This window comes from Chloroflexus sp., from assembly GCF_056331925.1.
Map to the genome: position 1 here is coordinate 1 of NZ_JBWGQH010000040.1, position 17,164 is coordinate 17,164.

Sequence of the window (17,164 nt, forward strand, 5' to 3'; positions counted from 1 at the left end):
CTACGGGCGCGGCTCTACGGGCGCGGCTCTACGGGCGCGGCTCTACGGGCGCGGCTCTACGGGCGCGGCTCTACGGGCGCGGCTCTACGGGTGCGGCTCTACGGTTGTGCGGGGATATACGTTTATGAAGGAGGTTGTATGTCGCTGCTCACGCAAACTATCAATCACATTGGCCCATTGGATGATCAGGCGGCAACGGCGGCTCACCGCCGGCAAGACATGCTCACCAAGCCGGCCGGCTCGCTGGGCCGGTTAGAGGAACTCTCGATCCGCATTGCCGGGATCACCGGTCAGGAACGACCACGTCTGACCAAGCCGGCCGTAATCGTGATGGCTGCCGATCACGGGGTAGCCCGCCAAGGCGTGAGCGCCTTTCCCGCCGAGGTGACGCCACAGATGGTACGCAACTTTTTGCGTGGTGGTGCGGCGATTAACGTGCTGGCGCGTCACGTTGGCGCCCAAGTGATTGTCGTTGATATTGGCGTAGCGACCGATCTACCCCCGCATCCTGAATTGGTCAGCCGCAAACTCGCCTATGGCACGGCTGATTTTAGCCGGGAGCCGGCGATGAGTCGTGAACTCGCCCAGCAGTCCATCGAGGTGGGGATTACTTGTGCCAACGAGGCGATTGATAGTGGAGTAGACCTATTAGCCACCGGTGAAATGGGTATCGCCAACACGACGGCGGCGAGTGCGGTGGTGGCGGCGATTACCGGACGTCCGGTAGCAGAAGTGACCGGGCGTGGTACCGGTATCGATGATACCGGGCTAGCACGTAAAATTACTGTCATTGAGCAGGCATTGGCGTTGCATTGGCCTAACCCGCACGACGGATTGGATGTGCTGGCAAAGGTAGGTGGGCTAGAGATCGGCGGTTTAGCCGGCGTTATCCTTGGTGCGGCAGCGCGGCGGGTACCGGTCGTGATTGATGGTTTTATCGCCGGGGCTGCCGCATTGATCGCCGCTACCATTGCGCCGGCGGTTACCAACTATCTGATCGCCGGCCACCGCTCGGTCGAGCGTGGCCATGCTGCGGTATTCGACCGTCTCGATTTGAAACCGTTGCTTGATCTCGATATGCGACTCGGTGAAGGCACCGGTGCTGTGCTGGCAATGTCGCTCTGCCAAGCGGCCTGCAAGGTGCTTGATGAGATGGCAACCTTCGCCGAAGCCGGTGTGTCGGAGAAGAAGGAGTCGTAGTGCGTCGTCGGTGACGAGCGGGAATTGTGATGACTGTTCCCGCTCACACGCTTGCTCTTGCGGTTGCGGAAAAGGTGTCGAAGCATTTTGGTCTACCGCACGCGGCGATACTACCGGCAAACATCTTTTCGTCATCTCACTTTCGGTCGCTTTTGCTGAATACCGAAGAGGAGGCTGGTGATGAAACATCGTTGGTTCATTGGGGTGCTTGGTGCGGCGCTCCTGATCGCGCTGGAAGCACGTCCGGCATATGCCATGCACATCATGGAAGGTTTCTTGCCACCGTTGTGGGCGTTGTTTTGGTTTGTGGTTATGATCCCTTTCTGGGTGATTGGCTTTCGCCGCATCCAGCGGATCGTTCGTTCACAGCCAGAGTTGCGGTTGCTGCTCGGTTTTGCGGCTGCATTTACCTTCGTCCTCAGTGCTCTCAAGTTGCCAAGTGTGACCGGTTCGAGTAGTCACCCGACCGGTACTGGTCTCGGGGCGATCTTATTTGGGCCGTGGGTGATGAGCGTGTTGGGAACCATCGTGTTGCTCTTTCAGGCGTTACTTATTGCCCACGGAGGCCTGACGACGCTCGGAGCAAACGCCTTTAGTATGGCAGTGGTGGGACCGTTCGTGGCGTGGTTGATCTGGCGTGGACTTGTCGAGCGTGCGCCGTTTTGGCTCACGGTGTTTCTGGCGGCTGTACTGGCCGATCTGGCGACATATGTCGTTACCTCGTTGCAACTGGCCGTCGTCTATCCCGATCCCGTTGGTGGGTTCGTGGCCTCGTTCGCGAAGTTTGGTACGATCTTTGCGGTGACCCAGATTCCTTTGGCGATCAGTGAAGGGATCCTCACGGTTCTGATAATGAATGCGTTGCAGACGAGCGCTGCCTCTGAGATGCAAGCGTTGATGTTCAAAGGGGGCCGCTCATGAACGTACAACCGTTGTCGTGGCCGATGATCGTTGTGCTTGCTCTTATGGTCGTGGTTCTGACGATTGCGCCCATGCTGCTCATCCGTGACACCGAGTTTGGTGGCGCGGACGCTGCTGCCACAGACGCGATTGTTCAGATCGCCCCTGATTACGAGCCATGGTTTCAACCATTCTTCGCGCCACCGGGGAGCGAGACCGAAAGCCTGTTGTTCGCCATCCAGGCCGGGGCAGGCGCCGGTGTGATCGGATATTTCTTCGGCCGGTGCCATGGTCGCCGCCAACGGCGGGATCACTGATATGCTGCGTGTGATTGACCGCTACGCCTTCACCAATCGGCTGCGTGACGTTGATCCGGCGCAGAAGAGCAGTATCGTGATGGTGACGATCCTGCTGTGTCTGCTGCTGGATCATCCACGTGTCGGATGGCTGGTCGTCGCGTGGATGGTGGGATTAGCCGTGTGGTACGCCCGACTCCCGTGGCGCGTTGTCGTGGCGGTCGTCGGCTCCGAGCTGACCTTTCTGGTCATCTCGGTCATCTCCGTTGCGGTGAGTGTGAGTCTGACGCCGCCGACGGCATCTTCAGGGGTATGGTCGGTGGGACCGTTCTGGCTGAGTATGAGTAGCGAATCGTTGGATACCGCAGCGCGTCTCCTCAGCCGGGCGCTTGGTTCGATAGCAGCGCTCAACTTTCTTATTCTGACAACTCCGTTGGTCGATCTGCTTGAAGTGGTGCGTCGGTTGTGGGTGCCACCGCTACTTGTCGAGCTGATGATGCTGAGCTACCGGGCCATTTTTGTCTTGCTCGATACGCTTGAGCGGATGGTTACGGCTCAGTCGGGACGGCTGGGGTACGCTTCGTGGTGGTCTGCCTTGCGCAGTTCAGCCCTGATCGGAAGCCGCCTGTTTGTCGAAACATACCATCGGAGCAAAGCTCTCGACATCGCACTGCTGGCGCGGGGGTTCGATGGCGAACTCCGAGTGTTGCCGCTGACGTATCGCCACGAGCGCCGGTTGTGGGTGATCGGAGGGGTGATGATCGTGAGTCTGCTGTGGGCAAGGTGGGGTGCATGACGGCAGTGGTTGCGTTAGAAGATGTATCCTATTGCTTTCCGACCAGTTCGCAGCCGGCATTGGCGGACGTCTCGTTGCGGATTGACGCCGGTCGGCGGATCGTCGTGCTTGGCCGAAACGGCGCCGGGAAAAGTACCTTGCTGTTGATCATGGCCGGTCTGCTTCGCCCACAACGAGGGCGGCTGTACCTTGGTGCGACACCGGTTGCGTATTCGCGGCAGGGGTTGCGTCGTTTGCGCCAAACGGTCGGGTTGGTGATGCAATCACCCGACGAGCAACTCTTTAGCGCAAGCGTCTGGCAAGACATCAGTTTTGGCCCACTCAATCTTGGCTTGAGCGACGCCGAAGCGCGTCAGGCGGTCACGGAAGCAGCCGCCATGTGTGATGTGACCGATCTGCTCGACCGACCAACGCACGCACTGAGCAGTGGGCAGAAGGCGCGGGTAGCGTTGGCCGGTGTGCTGGCGATGCGCCCACGCTGCATCTTAGTCGATGAAACGACCTCGGGTCTCGATGCATGGGCGCGTCAGCAGGTCATGCAGGTGTTCGACCGGCTGGTTGCGCAGGGAGGCACCGTCGTGCTGGCAACGCACGATCTGGCATTGGCACGCCGGTGGGCCGATCTGGTTGTCGTGTTGCACGAGGGGCGGGTCATGACGGTAGCACCGCCGGCACAGGTGTGGGCCGATCCAGAGCTGCGGATGCTGATTGCACCGTCTGAGTTTTGGTACGGAGATGAGTAATGCTACTCGGATTCCTGCATCGAGCGTTATCCCTACTGACTGAGCGCGCTGCGGTTGCGTTGCTCGCCTTAGTCATTGACGCCGGGTTCGGTGATCCACCTAACTATCTGCATCCAGTTGGTGCGATGGGCCACTGGCTGCATCTTGGTGAGCGGTTAGCTCCGGCCACACCGCCGGTTGCTCGGTTGGTGTGGGGAATAGGCTGGATCGTCGTCGGGTGGTTGCTGGGTGGCGGGATCGGTGTGTCTTTGCCACGTCAAACCATCGTGCAAGCAGCACTCGCCTCATTGCTGCTTGCCTATCGCGGTCTTGATCGTGCGGTTGCCGCAGTCGAGACGGCGTTAGTCGCCGGTGATCTGGTCGAGGCGCGGCGTTTACTCGGTTGGCATTTAGTAAGCCGGCAAACAAACGATTTGAGTGCCGCTGAAGTGGCCGGTGCCGCCATTGAGTCTCTGGCAGAAAATCTCAGCGATAGCGTTATTGCACCGGTATCGGCGCTCTTAGTTGGTGGTTTACCGGCGATGTTGATATACCGCTTCACCAACACTGCCGACGCGATGTGGGGCTATCGCACCGAACGGTTTGAATATTTGGGTAAAGTGGCAGCACGGAGCGATGATCTATTCAATTGGCTCCCCGCTCGCCTCACCGCGCTCCTTATCGCGCTGGCTGCTCAGATCGTCAACCGCCGTGGTCGGCAGGCACTCATTGGAGCAATCCGGGACGCCCGACGCACGGCTTCGCCCAATGCCGGTTGGCCGATGGCTGCAATGGCCGGTGCGCTTGATACGGTATTGACCAAGCGTGAGCACTACACGCTCGGTACCGGTACACGTATGGCCGATGCTGCACTCATCCGAGACGCTCGACGGATCGGGCGAATGGTAATGTTTCTCGTGACCGGCTTCCTGCTCGGCTTATCGGTGATGCGCTTCGTCAAGCAGAGGTCTACGCTATGAATGACACGGCTCTGTTACTCATCGGTCACGGCACCGACGATGCTGCCGGTATCGCCGAATACCATCGGTTGGCGGCGTTGGTACAAGAACGCTTCGGTCTGTTTGTGCAGCCATGTTTTCTTGAATTGGCCGATCCGCCGATCGGGCAAGCGATAGATGCTTGCGCTCGTGCCGGTTATCAGCGCATCGTCGCATTGCCGCTCTTGCTCGGCGCGGCTGGCCACCAAAAGAACGATATTCCGGTCGCGTTGCGCGAGGCGCGCGCACGCTGGCCCGAACTCACCATCCACTATGGCGCGCCACTGGGGGTGCAATATTCGCTGCTCAAAGCTCTCGGCGACCGCTTGGCTGAAGCAGAAGCAGCAGTGCCGCCGGTTCTGCGGGCCGAGACGGCGCTAGCTTTGATTGGCCGCGGCAGCAGTGATCCCGATAGTAATGCCGATGTCGCGAGGATGGCTCGCTTGCTCTGGGAAGGGCGTGGTTATGCGCGGGTCATGTATGGTTTTTATAGCATCACAACGCCGCGTGTCCCCGAAACCATCGATGCGTGTATCGCACTCGGCGCACGGCGGGTGATGATCATTCCGTACCTGCTCTTTACCGGGCGGATTTTGCAGCGGATTGAGCAGCAGGTCATTGCTGCCCGCCAACGCTATCCCGATCACGATCTCGTGTTTACCGGCCATCTTGGGTTACACGAAGGGGTGATTGCAGCAATCGAACAGCGGTTTCGCGAAGCGGTGCAGGGACAAGTCACCGTCAATTGCGATGTGTGCAAGTATCGGCGGCTCTTCCCCGGTTTCACCGCCGATTTTGGCCGACCCCAAACCAGTGACCACGAGCATGGGCTGCGTGGTGAAACACCGACCAATCGACTGGAGACGATCTTGCCGCCGCGCTACCGTGGTGGGCGGGCGGTGAGTGCGGCGCCGATGACGGCTGCACCGCTTGTCTATGATGAAACCGGACAAGTAGCGTGGGATCGGGTGTGGGGTGGTGACGATCCCAACAATCCTTTCTGCGAACTCGCATTGGCCGGTGGTCCGCCGCACCGCGGTACCTTACTCGAACCGGTCGATCCAGCGACGGTGCATGCCGATCCTGAAGGGTATGATCGAGTGATCGCCGAATTGGCCCGTGCGCTGGCGATGGTGACTGATCTGCCGGTGAAGACCGATGTCGCTCCCGGCTGGATTGGCCTCGTCTGTGAGAGCGAAGAGATGGCGATCTGGCTGTTGCGGGCGATTATCGTGGAAAATGTTAGTGTGCGACGTGAAGATCGGGTCTTGCTGTTGCCGGCGGGGCCGCAGTTCCGGCTCGAAGCCGAGATCAAGAATGTCGTGACCGCTGTTGCCAAGACCTACCATTACTGGAAGGAGCATATCCGCCAATGACTGATGTGACGTGCCGCATCTTTATTTTGCACGATGTTGGCGATCACGTGGCCCAATTAGCTCAAGCCATCGCCGCCGGTGTCGCGACCGTTCCCGGCGCCGAGGTGAAGGTGCGCTTGCCCAACCACGCCACCAAAGCCGATCTGCTCGAAGCTGACGGAATCATTATCGGCACACCGAACTGGACAGGTATTAAGGGCACGTTGAAGCGGTGGCTCGACACTACTGGCGACCTGTGGGAAGAGGGAAGCTTAGCCGGCAAAGTAGGTGCGGCCTTTACTAGCAGCGCCGGACGCCATTCCGGCACTGAGTTTACCTTACTCTCAGTGTTGCACTGGATGCTCGGCGGCGGCATGATCATTGTTGGCTTGCCGTGGACGCCGCTGATGGAGCAGGCCGGTTCCTATTACGGTGCGACGTCGGTTGGTGATATTACCGAAGCTGATCTATTGCAGGCGCAAGCCTTAGGCCGGCGGGTGGCGCAGATTGCTGTGCAGTTGCGTCGGGGAGCGAACCTATGACCGAGCACGTTCCTGTGACCGGCGCCGAGATCGCCGCTCGCTCGTTCGCGATTATCCGTGCCGAGCTGGCCGAATGCGGGATCACTTTGCCGCAACCGCTGGCGACGGTCGTCGAGCGGATCATTCACACCACTGCCGATTTTGAGTTCGCCACGATTACCCAAGCCAGCCCCGGCGCAATCGAAGTCGGTGTCGCTGCGTTGCAACGCGGCTGCGCGGTGATCACCGATGTGCAGATGGCACGGGTTGGCATTGACCAGCGGCGGCTGCACCGCTTCGGTGGCGCAGCGCACTGCTTCAACGACCTGCCGGACGTTATCCAACTCGCTGCGGCGACCGGTCTTACCCGCAGCGCTGCTGCTCTGCACTGGGCTGCCGACCGAGGTCTGATCGCCGGATCAATCGTAGCGATTGGCAATGCACCAACAGCGTTGTTTGCATTGCTGGATCTCCTTGACCGTGGGGTTCAACCGGCGTTAATTATTGGTGTGCCGGTCGGCTTTGTCAATACTGCCGAGAGCAAATCGGCGCTCATAGCCCGTACCGATGTGCCCTGGATCGTCACCGTCGGTCGAAAAGGTGGTTCACCGGTGGCGACGGCGATTGTCAATGCGCTGCTGCGGTTGGCGCTCGGTGAAGACAACCGCGATGTGTGACATCAAGGCGCAAAGGGCGCAAAGGCGCGAAGGGCGCAAAGGTGCGCAAAGGGTTTCGGAGTATGCAACTAGTACTCCATCCTCTGCGGCCTCTGCGGCAAGAACCACTCGCGCCCTCTGCGGTGAAACATGTACATACGGAGACACGTGATGGCCGATATGGTTCCACCCCGCAACAAACGCGGTTCGCGCACCGGATACACCACCGGCAGCAACGCCTCAGCCGCCGCCAAAGCGGCTACGATTGCCCTCTTCAGCGGGCAGTGGCCGGCGCAAGTGACGATCACCTTGCCGATCGGCGAAACCGCTACGATGACACCCGCCGTCACCCGGCTCGATGAGACGGAAGCCTATTGCTGTATGCGCAAAGATGCCGGTGACGATCCCGATGTCACTCACGGCGCATTGATCTGCGCGCAGGTGCGGCTTGTGACCACGCCGGGCATCCATCTGGAAGGCGGCGAGGGGGTGGGACGGGTGACGTTGCCCGGTTTGGGTTTGCCGGTCGGTGGACCGGCGATCAACCCGGTGCCGCGCCAGCAAATTACCGCGAACGTCCTCGATGCTGTGCGCGAATGTGCTCCCGGCGGCGAAGCGTTTCTGGAGCAGGCTGGGCTAGAGGTGATCATCAGCGTGCCCGGCGGTGAGCAGATCGCGCAAAAGACGCTCAACCCGCGCCTCGGCATTATCGGCGGGATTAGCATTCTTGGCACCACCGGCAAGGTCTTTCCCTATAGCACCGCCGCGTGGCGGGCCAGCGTGATCCAAGCGGTCGAAATGGCGGCTCGCAATGGTGTGCAGAAGATGATCCTCTGCACCGGCGCTCGTTCCGAGAAGTTTGCGATGCGTATCTTTCCTGAGTTGCCGGAAATGGCATTTGTCGAATTGAGCGTCTTTACCGGCGATGCGCTCAAGACCTGCATTGCCCACGGGGTGCCGTCAGCCGTGTTTGTGGGCATGATCGGTAAGATGATCAAGACCGCGCAAGGCTATATGCAAACCCACGTCGCCGGTAATCAGGTCGATTTCGCCTTTCTGGCGCAGGTCTGCCGCGAGGTGGGTGCGCCGGACGAGCTAGTGCAGGCGGTGGCGCAGGCAAATACCGGACGCCATTTTCTTGAGTTGTGCCAGCAATATGGTCAGCAAGCACCGTTGCAGCGGATCGTGGATTTGGCCCTCGAACAGTGCCTGCGCTTCATTGCCGCCCACGGCGGCGCGATGGATTTCGAGACCATTCTGGTCGATTTTGATGGTACGGTGCTGGCCCGCGCTGCGGCAGTCGCTGCCGATCACGCGGATCCTGCGACTCTGCCGCCCCCGTTGATCGAGCGGTTGCTAACCGATCCGTTGCCCGAAGATGACACGGTCGTGGAGGGTGAGCCATGAGCCGGCGTGTGCCGATTTTGGTGGTCGGTCTGACCGATGCCGGCGCTGATGGTTTGCCGGCTAGGCTTCTTCTGCGCATTGCTCGCGCCGATCTGTTGGTCGGCGGGAAGCGCCATCTGGCTGCGTTTCCTGAGGTGGCCGCCGAGCGGCTGGTGGTCGAAGCGAGTGTGGAGCCGGCGCTGGCCCGGTTGCAGCAGGCGTGGGAAGCCGGTCAAACAGCGGTGGTACTGGCGTCGGGTGATCCGCTTTGGTACGGCATTGGCGCCAGTTTACGGCGAGTGTTTCCACCGGAGGCGCTCGACATTGTGCCGGCCCCGACTTCGGCCCAGCTTGCCTTTGCTGCGCTGGCCGAACCCTGGCACGATGCGGTGTTGCTCAGTGCCCATGGCCGACCCTTGGACGCGATCATTCCGGCGGTGCTGGCCGCGCCCAAAGCGGCGATTCTGACCGATCGTCGGCAGACGCCGGCAGTGATTGCGCAAGCCCTGATCGCTGCCGGGATGGAACCCGCCAGCCGCTGCGCTGTCTGCGAGCAGCTTGGTGGGCCGCGTCAGCGCGTCGTCTCCGCTACGCTCGCCGATCTCGTCACCGCCGCGTTTGATCCGCTTAATGTGCTGGTGGTTTGGAACGACCGGCCCGTGCGTCCCATTCCACCCGGCCTACCCGACGAGGCCTTCAGCACCGAAGCCGGCCAAATTACCAAGCGTGAAGTACGTTTGATCAGCCTGGCCGAGCTGGCCTTGCAACCCGGCGAAGTGCTGTGGGACATCGGGGCCGGCAGTGGCGCGGTGGCGATCGAGGCGGCTCGCGCCTGCCCAACCGCGCGGGTCTATGCGGTCGAGCGGCGCGCGGTGTTTGTCGAGCATATTCACGCTAATCTGCGCCGTTTTCCTGCGCCCAACCTGTACGCGGCTCACGGCGAAGCGCCGGAGGCGTGCGCCGATTGGCCCGATCCCGATGCGATCTTTGTTGGAGGGAGCGGCGGGAGGTTGGAGGCGATCATCGCGCTGGCTCAGCAACGGCTGCGCATCGGAGGCCGGCTGGTGCTCAACCTCGTGACTGCCGGCCATCTCGCTACGGCGCTGGCCCTTTTGCCAGCGGCGCGGGTGGCGCAGGTACAGATCAACCGCGGCGCGCCGATCCAATCCGATCTACGCTTCGCTGCACTCAATCCGATCTTCATCGTGACGTGGCGAGTCTGAAGACGCTAAGAACGCTAAGGATTAACGCAAAGACGCTAAGATCGCAAAGGTTTTATGGGACTGCACTTCTTTTTGGTCGGGCGGTACATACTACTCTTGAAAACGCAAAGACGCTAAGATCGCAAAGGTTTTATGGGGCTGCACTTCTTTTTGGTCGGGCGGTACATACTACTCTTGAAAACGCAAAGACGCTAAGATCGCAAAGGTTTTATGGGGGTAGCGATGCTTATGCCAAATTCTCAAAAAACGTTGCTTATCTTCGCGCCCTTCGTGCGGCAAGGTGTAGCGTGGTATGAGGTGGGTATGGGGTGCCTCAAAAAACGTTGCTTATCTTCGCGCCCTTCGTGCGGCAAGTGTAGCGTGGTATGGGGTGGGTATGGGGTGCCTCAAAAAACGTTGCTTATCTTCGCGCCCTTCGCGCCTTTGCGTTCACATCCTCTGCACCTTTGCTTGCTCTGCGCCTGAAAGTTAGGTGTTGGTATGAATGCTGAACTCGCCGCAGTCGGGATTGGCCCCGGCGACCCCGAACTGATTACGCTCAAAGGCTTGCGTGCCGTGCAAGCGGCTGATGTTATCTTCGCGCCGCAGAGCCGTGATGGCGATGCCAGCATCGCGTTGCGGATTGCCGCGCCGTGGATCGATCCTGAACGTCAGCGCGTCGTTACCCTCCCGTTGCCGATGACCCGCGACTCGGGTCAGTTACGTCCGGCATGGCAAGCGGCCGCCGATGTGATGCTCACCGAACTACAAACACGACAGCGTGGTGTTTACCTTTTGCTCGGCGATCCATTGCTGTACGGTACTTTTGTCTACCTTTGGCGTGAGTTGCGTGAACGCTCACCCAATCTCAGCGTGCGCATCATTCCAGGTATCACTTCCTTTGCCGCTGCTGCGGCTGCCGGCGGCTTGCCGTTGACAATGGCCGATGAGCGGTTGATCGTGTTGCCGGCCAGCTATGAGACCGATGCCGCTACCCTGCAGCGTCTGCTCACCGAGTTTGCTACGGTAGTGTTGATGAAAGCCGGTTCGGTCTTGCCGTCCATTCTTACTGCGCTTACCCAAGCCGGGTTACTTGACCATGCTCTCTATGCCGAGAGAGTCGGACTGGAGGGCGAGTTTATTACTCGCGATCTGCGTCAGTTGACACCGCAACCTCGTCCCTACTTATCGCTTGTCATTGTGCGTCGTGGAGAATGTCTATGACCTACCCTGCCGTCCCCGGAACAGTGTACTTCGTTGGTGCCGGGCCCGGTGCGCCGGATCTGATAACCGTGCGTGGGCGCGATCTGCTGGCACAAGCCGATCTTATTCTCTATGCCGATAGTCTGGTTGATGCTGCCTTACCGGCGGCGTATGCTCGTCCCGATGCGCAGATCGTCGGTTCGGTTGAGCTACATTTAGCCCAGATTGTCGATCTGATGTGTCAAGCAGCCCAAGCCGGTCAAGTCGTTGTACGCCTGCACAGCGGTGATCCGGCGCTGTACGGCGCGATCCACGAGCAGATGGCAGCACTCGATGAAGCCGGTATTCCTTACGAAGTGGTGCCGGGTGTGACGGCTGCGTTCGCGCTCGCGGCCCGCCTCGGTGTTGAGCTGACCGTGCCGGAATTGGTGCAGACGATTATTCTCACGCGGCCTGCCGGACGTACTCCGTTGCCCGAACGCGAGCAATTGGCGGGTTTGGCTGCCCATGGCGCGTCACTCGCCATCTATCTCGGTATTACGCGCTTGCCACAGGTGATTGAGACGCTGCTGGCGTCAGGTGCGTATACGTCGGACACGCCGGTTGTTGTGGCGTATCGAGTAACGTGGCCCGACGAGGTGATTCTCTCCGGTACCCTCGGCGATATTGTGCCCAAGGTTAAGGCTGCCGGTTTTACGCGGCAAGCTCTGATTCTGGTGAGTGAGGCTCTTAACCCGATCCACAAGCGGACCGATCGGCCAACCAGTCGACTGTACGATCCTACCTACAGTCATCGGCTCCGGCGTCGTGTGGTTGAGTAGTATTTGCGACTGCTCGACGCGGTAGCAGTGTGTCATCAGACTGAGGAACCTATGACCGAAGTTGCCATTATCGCGATCACCCGAACCGGTGTCGAACTTGCTCGGCGTCTTGCGCGTGCGATGCCGGCGACGGTATGGGTGCCGGCCCGTTTTGCCACCGATTGGCCGACTGCCCGAACATACACGACCGTTGCTGAAGCGGTACAGACGGCATGGTCAGAGGCACGTGCTGTCGTCTTCATTGGCGCCGCCGGTATCATCGTGCGCCTTATAGCGCCAATGTTGTCTCATAAAACCGATGATCCAGCAGTGGTTTGTCTCGATGAAGATGGCCGCTTTGCCGTACCGCTGGTAGGTGGTCATCGTGCCGGCGCGAACCAACTGGCTCGCCAGATCGCTGCGATCACCGGCGGACAAGCCGCAATCACCACCGCTAGCGATACTCAGGGATTACCCGCGCTTGATCTCATCGGGCGTGAAGCAGGATGGCGGATTGCCCCCGATTCGGCTGTCACCCACGTTATGGCCTGTCTGGTCAATGGCGACCCGATTGGAGTATGGGTTGATCCAGCCTTATCAACGGCGCGTACTTTGTTGGCCGAGGCATTAGTCGTTGCCCCTGCCGTCACGTGGCTGTCCGATCTGAACGAGTTGGCTACCGAGCGCTTCGCGGCGATCATCGTAGTCTCGCATCGTCGGATGAACGGTTGGTGGGAGCAGGTGCGGAGTAAGGGGTTGCGCTATCTCCCCCCCGTGCTGGTAGTCGGGATTGGTTGTCGTCGTGATACACCGGCCTCCGAACTGGCTGAGGCCGTTGCCATCACCCTCACCGATGCCGATCTCGCGCCTGAAAGCGTAATAGCCATTGCAACTGCCGATCTTAAAGCGGGTGAACCGGGCTTGCGAGCATTGGCCGAACAGATGGGTGTCCCTCTGACAATCGTTGCTCACGAACAGTTACGTAGTTTTGACCCAACCGCACTTAGCCCTAGCGCCGCTACCCGCTTTGCATTGCCGGGAGTGGCCGAACCATGTGCATTGATAGCAGCCCAGGGGCCGTTATTGGTGCCTAAGCGTGCGTTTGCCCGTTGTACGGTTGCAGTGGCCCTACGTGATGTGCTATCTGCACCGTTAACGGATACCGCATCGTGCGGTCATCTCACACTGGTAAGTATTGGGCCGGGCGACCTCATCCATCTGACCGAAGCAGCACGGCAGGCGCTTGCTAACGCCGATGTGGTTACTGGCTACGGACGATATATCGAACTGATCCGCCCTCTGCTCCGCGCTAACCAAGAGGTTATCGCCACTCCGGCAATGGGTGATGAGATGGGGCGGGCGCGCGTTGCGATTGAATTGGCGCAAGCCGGCAAGCGGGTCGTGCTGATCAGCAGTGGCGATATTGGCATCTATGCCATGGCAGCGCCGGTGTTCGAGACGTTACAGTCGTTGGGGTGGGATGGGCAGAATCCGGCCGTCACCGTACTACCAGGCGTCAGTGCTTTTCAGGCCCTGGCTGCGCGTCTCGGTGCGCCGGTGAATCACGATCTCTGTCTAATCAGCCTTAGCGATCTGCTCACGCCGTGGTCGGTGATTGAACGACGGTTGCGGGCGGCAGCACAAGCTGATTTCGTCATTGCACTCTACAATCCGCGTTCGCATGGGCGCAACTGGCAATTGGCGGCTGCTCTCGCCATCGTGCGCGACCATCGTCCGCCGCAGACGCCGGTCGCCTTTGGCCGTCAAGTCACTCGCGCCGATGAGCAGATCATGCTGACCACCCTCGCTGAAGTTGATCCAGAGCAAGCCGATATGTTGACGGTGGTGTTGATCGGCAATAGCCAGAGCTTTGCGCTGGCCGGCCACATGGTGACGCCGCGCGGCTACACCACTCGCACCGCTGCGCCAACCCCAACCACTGCTGCGCCGCCAGCGCCGGATTACCCGATTGTCTTGACTAAACCATCGCACATGCCGGCGGTCGTCATTGGCGGCGGCGCTGTCGGCGAGCGTAAAGTACGCAGTCTGCTCGCCGCCGGCTTTCCGGTGCGGCTGATCAGCCCCACTGTCACGCCGCAACTGGCGGAATGGGCTGCGACAGGAAAGCTAATCTGGGAACAGCGCAGCTATCAAGCCGGCGACCTCACCGGCGCGCAGTTCGTCTTCGCTGCCACCGATGATCGCACCGTCAATGCCCGCATTGCCGCGGCCGCCAGCGCCGCCGGCGCACTCTGCAACGTCGCCGATGATTCCAGCGACGGCGATTTCCATGTGCCGGCAGTACATCGTAGCGGCGGCATCACCATTGCCGTGAGCAGCAATGGCACCGCGCCGGCCCGCGCCGCCGCGATCCGCGACGCGATTGCCGAATGGTTGGCGGAAGCGTGATGTAGCTGTATGGCGTGTGGCAGTTTGCCTGTCGCACGCCATAAGTGGCGAGGTGCATTGCTATGCATTGCGATGACATTCTACGCGAGCCACCACAGATGATGACTTGTCGGAGATGCATGAGGTGCATTGCTATGCATTGCGATGACATTCTACGCGAGAGCATGGAGTGCGGCAGTTTGCCTGCACCATGAATGCTGTTCTACGCGAGCGTGTGCTGTGCGGCAGTTACACTGCCGCACGCCACAAATGTGAGGTGCAGATAAGAGACGCTGTATGGTTCCAAATCGCCATCCGATCCGTGTTTATCCGTCCAAATCCGTGTGCATCCGTGTTCTATTTTCAACCTGTGTTCATCCGTATGCCTCCGTATCCATGTCCAACCCGGAGTAGCTTATGACCGGAAAAGCCTATCTCGTCGGTGCCGGCCCCGGTCGCGCCGATTTGATAACAGTACGTGGTTTGACCGTCTTGCGCCAAGCCGACGTCGTGCTCTACGATCGGTTAATCGCGGCAAGTTTGCTCGATGAAGCACCGCCATATGCCGAGCGGATCTTTGTCGGCAAACAACCCGGTCATCACACCTTCCGCCAAGACGGTATCACCGAGACATTGGTGCGCCTGGTGCGCAATGGTCTGCAAGTAGTACGGCTGAAAGGTGGTGATCCCGGCGTCTTTGCCCATCTCGCCGAAGAGGCGAGTGCGTTAGCGGCTGCCGGCTTACCGTTCGAGATTGTTCCCGGCGTCTCGTCGGTGTTAGCCATCCCGTTGCACGCCGGCATTCCCCTCACGTGGCGCGGGATCGCATCGGCCTTCACCGTCGTCTCTGGGCACGAAGTTACCCCTCACGGTTGCAGTGGAGTTAGTTGGGCTTTGTTAGCTGCCTCACCCACCCTGGTGGTCCTGATGGCACTGGGTCGCCTAGAGCAAGTCTGTGCTGCTCTAATCGCTGCCGGACGCAATCGTGATACACCGGCAGCCCTGATCAGCCGCGGAGCCAGCGCCGATCAGCGCGTGCTGCTGGCGACGTTGGATAGTTTGCCGGCCAGGCAACAAACGGCGCAATTACCGTCACCTGCCGTGCTGGTCGTGGGTGAAGTGGCGGCATTGGCCAATTCGTTAGCATGGTACGATCCGGCCCAATTTCCTACCAATCCGATGTTGTGGGACGACCTATGATCCACCTGCCCCGCCTATTGTTCGCCGCGCCGATGAGCGGCAGTGGCAAAACAACGATCACCGCTGGTCTGATCGCTGCCTTGCGTCAGCGCGGTCTGCGCATCGCGCCGTTTAAGTGTGGCCCTGACTACATTGATCCTGGCTATCATGCTCTCGCCGCCGGCAGGCCGTGTCACAACCTCGACTCGTGGCTGATTCCGCCTGACCAGATCGCCGGTGTGCTAGCGCGTCGAAGTGCCGATGCCGATCTTGCCCTGATCGAAGGGGTGATGGGCTTATTCGATGGTTACGCCGGTAATGACGATACCGGGAGTAGTGCCCATATCGCCCGCCTGACGGCTACACCGGTGATAATTGTGCTTGACGCGCGGGCAATGGCGCGCACTGCCGCTGCCATTATCGCTGGCTTGCGTGATTTTGATCGACGAGTGAAGATAGGCGGTGTGATCCTCAATCGAGTTGGTAGTCTGCGCCACGCTGTCCTCGTGCAGCAAGCCATTGAACAGACGGTCGGGGTACCGGTGTTGGGCTATCTGTTGCGTAACGAGACGCTCACTCTGCCTGAACGTCATCTCGGCTTGGTACCGGTGGCCGAACCGGGTCGTTGGCAAGAGTGGCTTGATGAAGCAGCACAGCGTGTGGCAACAACCATCGATCTCGACCGTTTGCTAGCGGTAGCAGCGACTGCACCTCCGTTGAACGCGCCGCCGGTGGAGCCGCTCGTGTCGCCCGACACCGGCCCACCTCCACTGATTGCCGTAGCCCGCGATGAGGCGTTCAACTTTATCTACCCCGATAATCTCGAACTTCTCCAGGCCGCCGGAGCAGAGCTGGCCTTCTTCAGCCCACTTCGCGATACCGCATTGCCGGCACGAACGGCAGCGATCTACCTGTGTGGTGGCTTCCCCGAACTCTACGCCGCCCAACTAAGCGCCAATCAAGCGATGCTAACAGCCATTCGGATGGCAGCGGCGGCCGGTATGCCGATCTATGCCGAATGTGGTGGTTTGATGTATCTGACCGAGACCCTCATCGATTTGCAGGGTCAATCGTTCGCTATGGTTGGTGTGTTGCCCGGCCATTCGCGTATGACCCCGCGCCTCACTCTTGGCTACCGCACGGTCACTGCCCAAACCGATTCGTGGCTGTGGCGTGTCGGTGAAACGGTGCGTGGTCACGAGTTTCACTATTCGGTCTGGGAAGCGCAGCCCACCGATCTGCCGCCGCTCTACGCTTGCCTGCCTGATGCGATGCGTCCGCAACCAGCCAGCGAGGGGGTGGCGATCGGTCAGACGCTGGCGTCGTACATTCATGTGCATTTTCTGGCCTGCCCGGCTATCGCCGAGCGGTTTGTCGCCGCTGCCAGCACATTTGTTGACGCAAAGACACAGTAGATCCGGACGACTGTCCGGCTCCGCAGAGGGCGCAAAGAGGTAAATGCAAAGGCGCAGGGAACGCAGAGGGCGCAAAGGATTGTAAGGTATGATAGAAGTGATGCTACATCTAAACCTCTAAATTACTTAGCTTATTCAGATATTTCT

Annotated in this window: 16 protein-coding genes; all 16 read left to right on the plus strand. The window is 60.0% G+C overall.

Going from position 1 to position 17,164, the window contains the following annotated elements:
• The first annotated feature begins 138 nt into the window (after positions 1-138).
• Positions 139-1,200, plus strand: coding sequence for a nicotinate-nucleotide--dimethylbenzimidazole phosphoribosyltransferase (cobT, locus tag AC01ZF_RS16660; protein ID WP_428112303.1), 1,062 nt, complete (start codon positions 139-141; stop codon positions 1,198-1,200).
• 180 nt (positions 1,201-1,380) lie between these two features.
• Positions 1,381-2,121 carry an energy-coupling factor ABC transporter permease gene (locus AC01ZF_RS16665; RefSeq protein WP_424677362.1) on the plus strand — a complete coding sequence of 247 codons (741 nt, stop codon included), beginning with the start codon at positions 1,381-1,383 and terminating at the stop codon, positions 2,119-2,121.
• Positions 2,118-2,417, plus strand: a complete 300-nt coding sequence (locus AC01ZF_RS16670) for an energy-coupling factor ABC transporter substrate-binding protein (protein ID WP_424677363.1) — start codon at positions 2,118-2,120, stop codon at positions 2,415-2,417. Before AC01ZF_RS16665 ends, AC01ZF_RS16670 begins: the two co-directional genes overlap by 4 nt.
• Position 2,418: 1 nt before the next feature.
• A complete protein-coding gene (gene cbiQ / locus AC01ZF_RS16675; RefSeq protein ID WP_424677364.1) occupies positions 2,419-3,192 on the plus strand; it encodes a cobalt ECF transporter T component CbiQ in 774 nt (257 codons plus the stop codon).
• Positions 3,189-3,935, plus strand: a complete 747-nt coding sequence (locus tag AC01ZF_RS16680; RefSeq protein WP_424677365.1) for an energy-coupling factor ABC transporter ATP-binding protein — start codon at positions 3,189-3,191, stop codon at positions 3,933-3,935. Before cbiQ ends, AC01ZF_RS16680 begins: the two co-directional genes overlap by 4 nt.
• Positions 3,935-4,894 (plus strand): adenosylcobinamide-phosphate synthase CbiB, encoded by a 960-nt coding sequence (cbiB, locus tag AC01ZF_RS16685; RefSeq protein WP_424677366.1) that lies wholly within the window; start codon positions 3,935-3,937, stop codon positions 4,892-4,894. Before AC01ZF_RS16680 ends, cbiB begins: the two co-directional genes overlap by 1 nt.
• Positions 4,891-6,288: a sirohydrochlorin chelatase gene (locus AC01ZF_RS16690; RefSeq protein ID WP_428112306.1), complete on the plus strand. Its 1,398-nt coding sequence runs from the start codon at positions 4,891-4,893 to the stop codon at positions 6,286-6,288. Before cbiB ends, AC01ZF_RS16690 begins: the two co-directional genes overlap by 4 nt.
• A complete protein-coding gene (locus AC01ZF_RS16695) occupies positions 6,285-6,809 on the plus strand; it encodes an NAD(P)H-dependent oxidoreductase (protein WP_424677368.1) in 525 nt (174 codons plus the stop codon). Before AC01ZF_RS16690 ends, AC01ZF_RS16695 begins: the two co-directional genes overlap by 4 nt.
• Positions 6,806-7,465 carry a precorrin-8X methylmutase gene (locus tag AC01ZF_RS16700; protein ID WP_424677369.1) on the plus strand — a complete coding sequence of 220 codons (660 nt, stop codon included), beginning with the start codon at positions 6,806-6,808 and terminating at the stop codon, positions 7,463-7,465. Before AC01ZF_RS16695 ends, AC01ZF_RS16700 begins: the two co-directional genes overlap by 4 nt.
• A 150-nt stretch (positions 7,466-7,615) precedes the next feature.
• On the plus strand, positions 7,616-8,851 hold the full coding sequence (locus AC01ZF_RS16705; protein ID WP_424677370.1) for a cobalt-precorrin-5B (C(1))-methyltransferase: 1,236 nt from the start codon (positions 7,616-7,618) through the stop codon (positions 8,849-8,851).
• A complete protein-coding gene (gene cbiE / locus AC01ZF_RS16710) occupies positions 8,848-10,053 on the plus strand; it encodes a precorrin-6y C5,15-methyltransferase (decarboxylating) subunit CbiE (protein WP_476575520.1) in 1,206 nt (401 codons plus the stop codon). The genes AC01ZF_RS16705 and cbiE overlap by 4 nt, the downstream gene beginning before the upstream one ends.
• A gap of 480 nt (positions 10,054-10,533) precedes the next feature.
• On the plus strand, positions 10,534-11,256 hold the full coding sequence (gene cobI, locus AC01ZF_RS16715) for a precorrin-2 C(20)-methyltransferase (RefSeq protein WP_424677372.1): 723 nt from the start codon (positions 10,534-10,536) through the stop codon (positions 11,254-11,256).
• On the plus strand, positions 11,253-12,056 hold the full coding sequence (gene cobM, locus AC01ZF_RS16720; protein ID WP_424677373.1) for a precorrin-4 C(11)-methyltransferase: 804 nt from the start codon (positions 11,253-11,255) through the stop codon (positions 12,054-12,056). Before cobI ends, cobM begins: the two co-directional genes overlap by 4 nt.
• 51 nt (positions 12,057-12,107) lie before the next feature.
• Positions 12,108-14,444: a precorrin-3B C(17)-methyltransferase gene (gene cobJ, locus AC01ZF_RS16725; RefSeq protein ID WP_428112309.1), complete on the plus strand. Its 2,337-nt coding sequence runs from the start codon at positions 12,108-12,110 to the stop codon at positions 14,442-14,444.
• A gap of 396 nt (positions 14,445-14,840) precedes the next feature.
• Positions 14,841-15,623 (plus strand): uroporphyrinogen-III C-methyltransferase, encoded by a 783-nt coding sequence (cobA, locus tag AC01ZF_RS16730; RefSeq protein WP_424676646.1) that lies wholly within the window; start codon positions 14,841-14,843, stop codon positions 15,621-15,623.
• Positions 15,620-17,017, plus strand: coding sequence for a cobyrinic acid a,c-diamide synthase CobB (locus AC01ZF_RS16735; protein ID WP_424676645.1), 1,398 nt, complete (start codon positions 15,620-15,622; stop codon positions 17,015-17,017). The genes cobA and AC01ZF_RS16735 overlap by 4 nt, the downstream gene beginning before the upstream one ends.
• Positions 17,018-17,164: the final 147 nt, after the last annotated feature.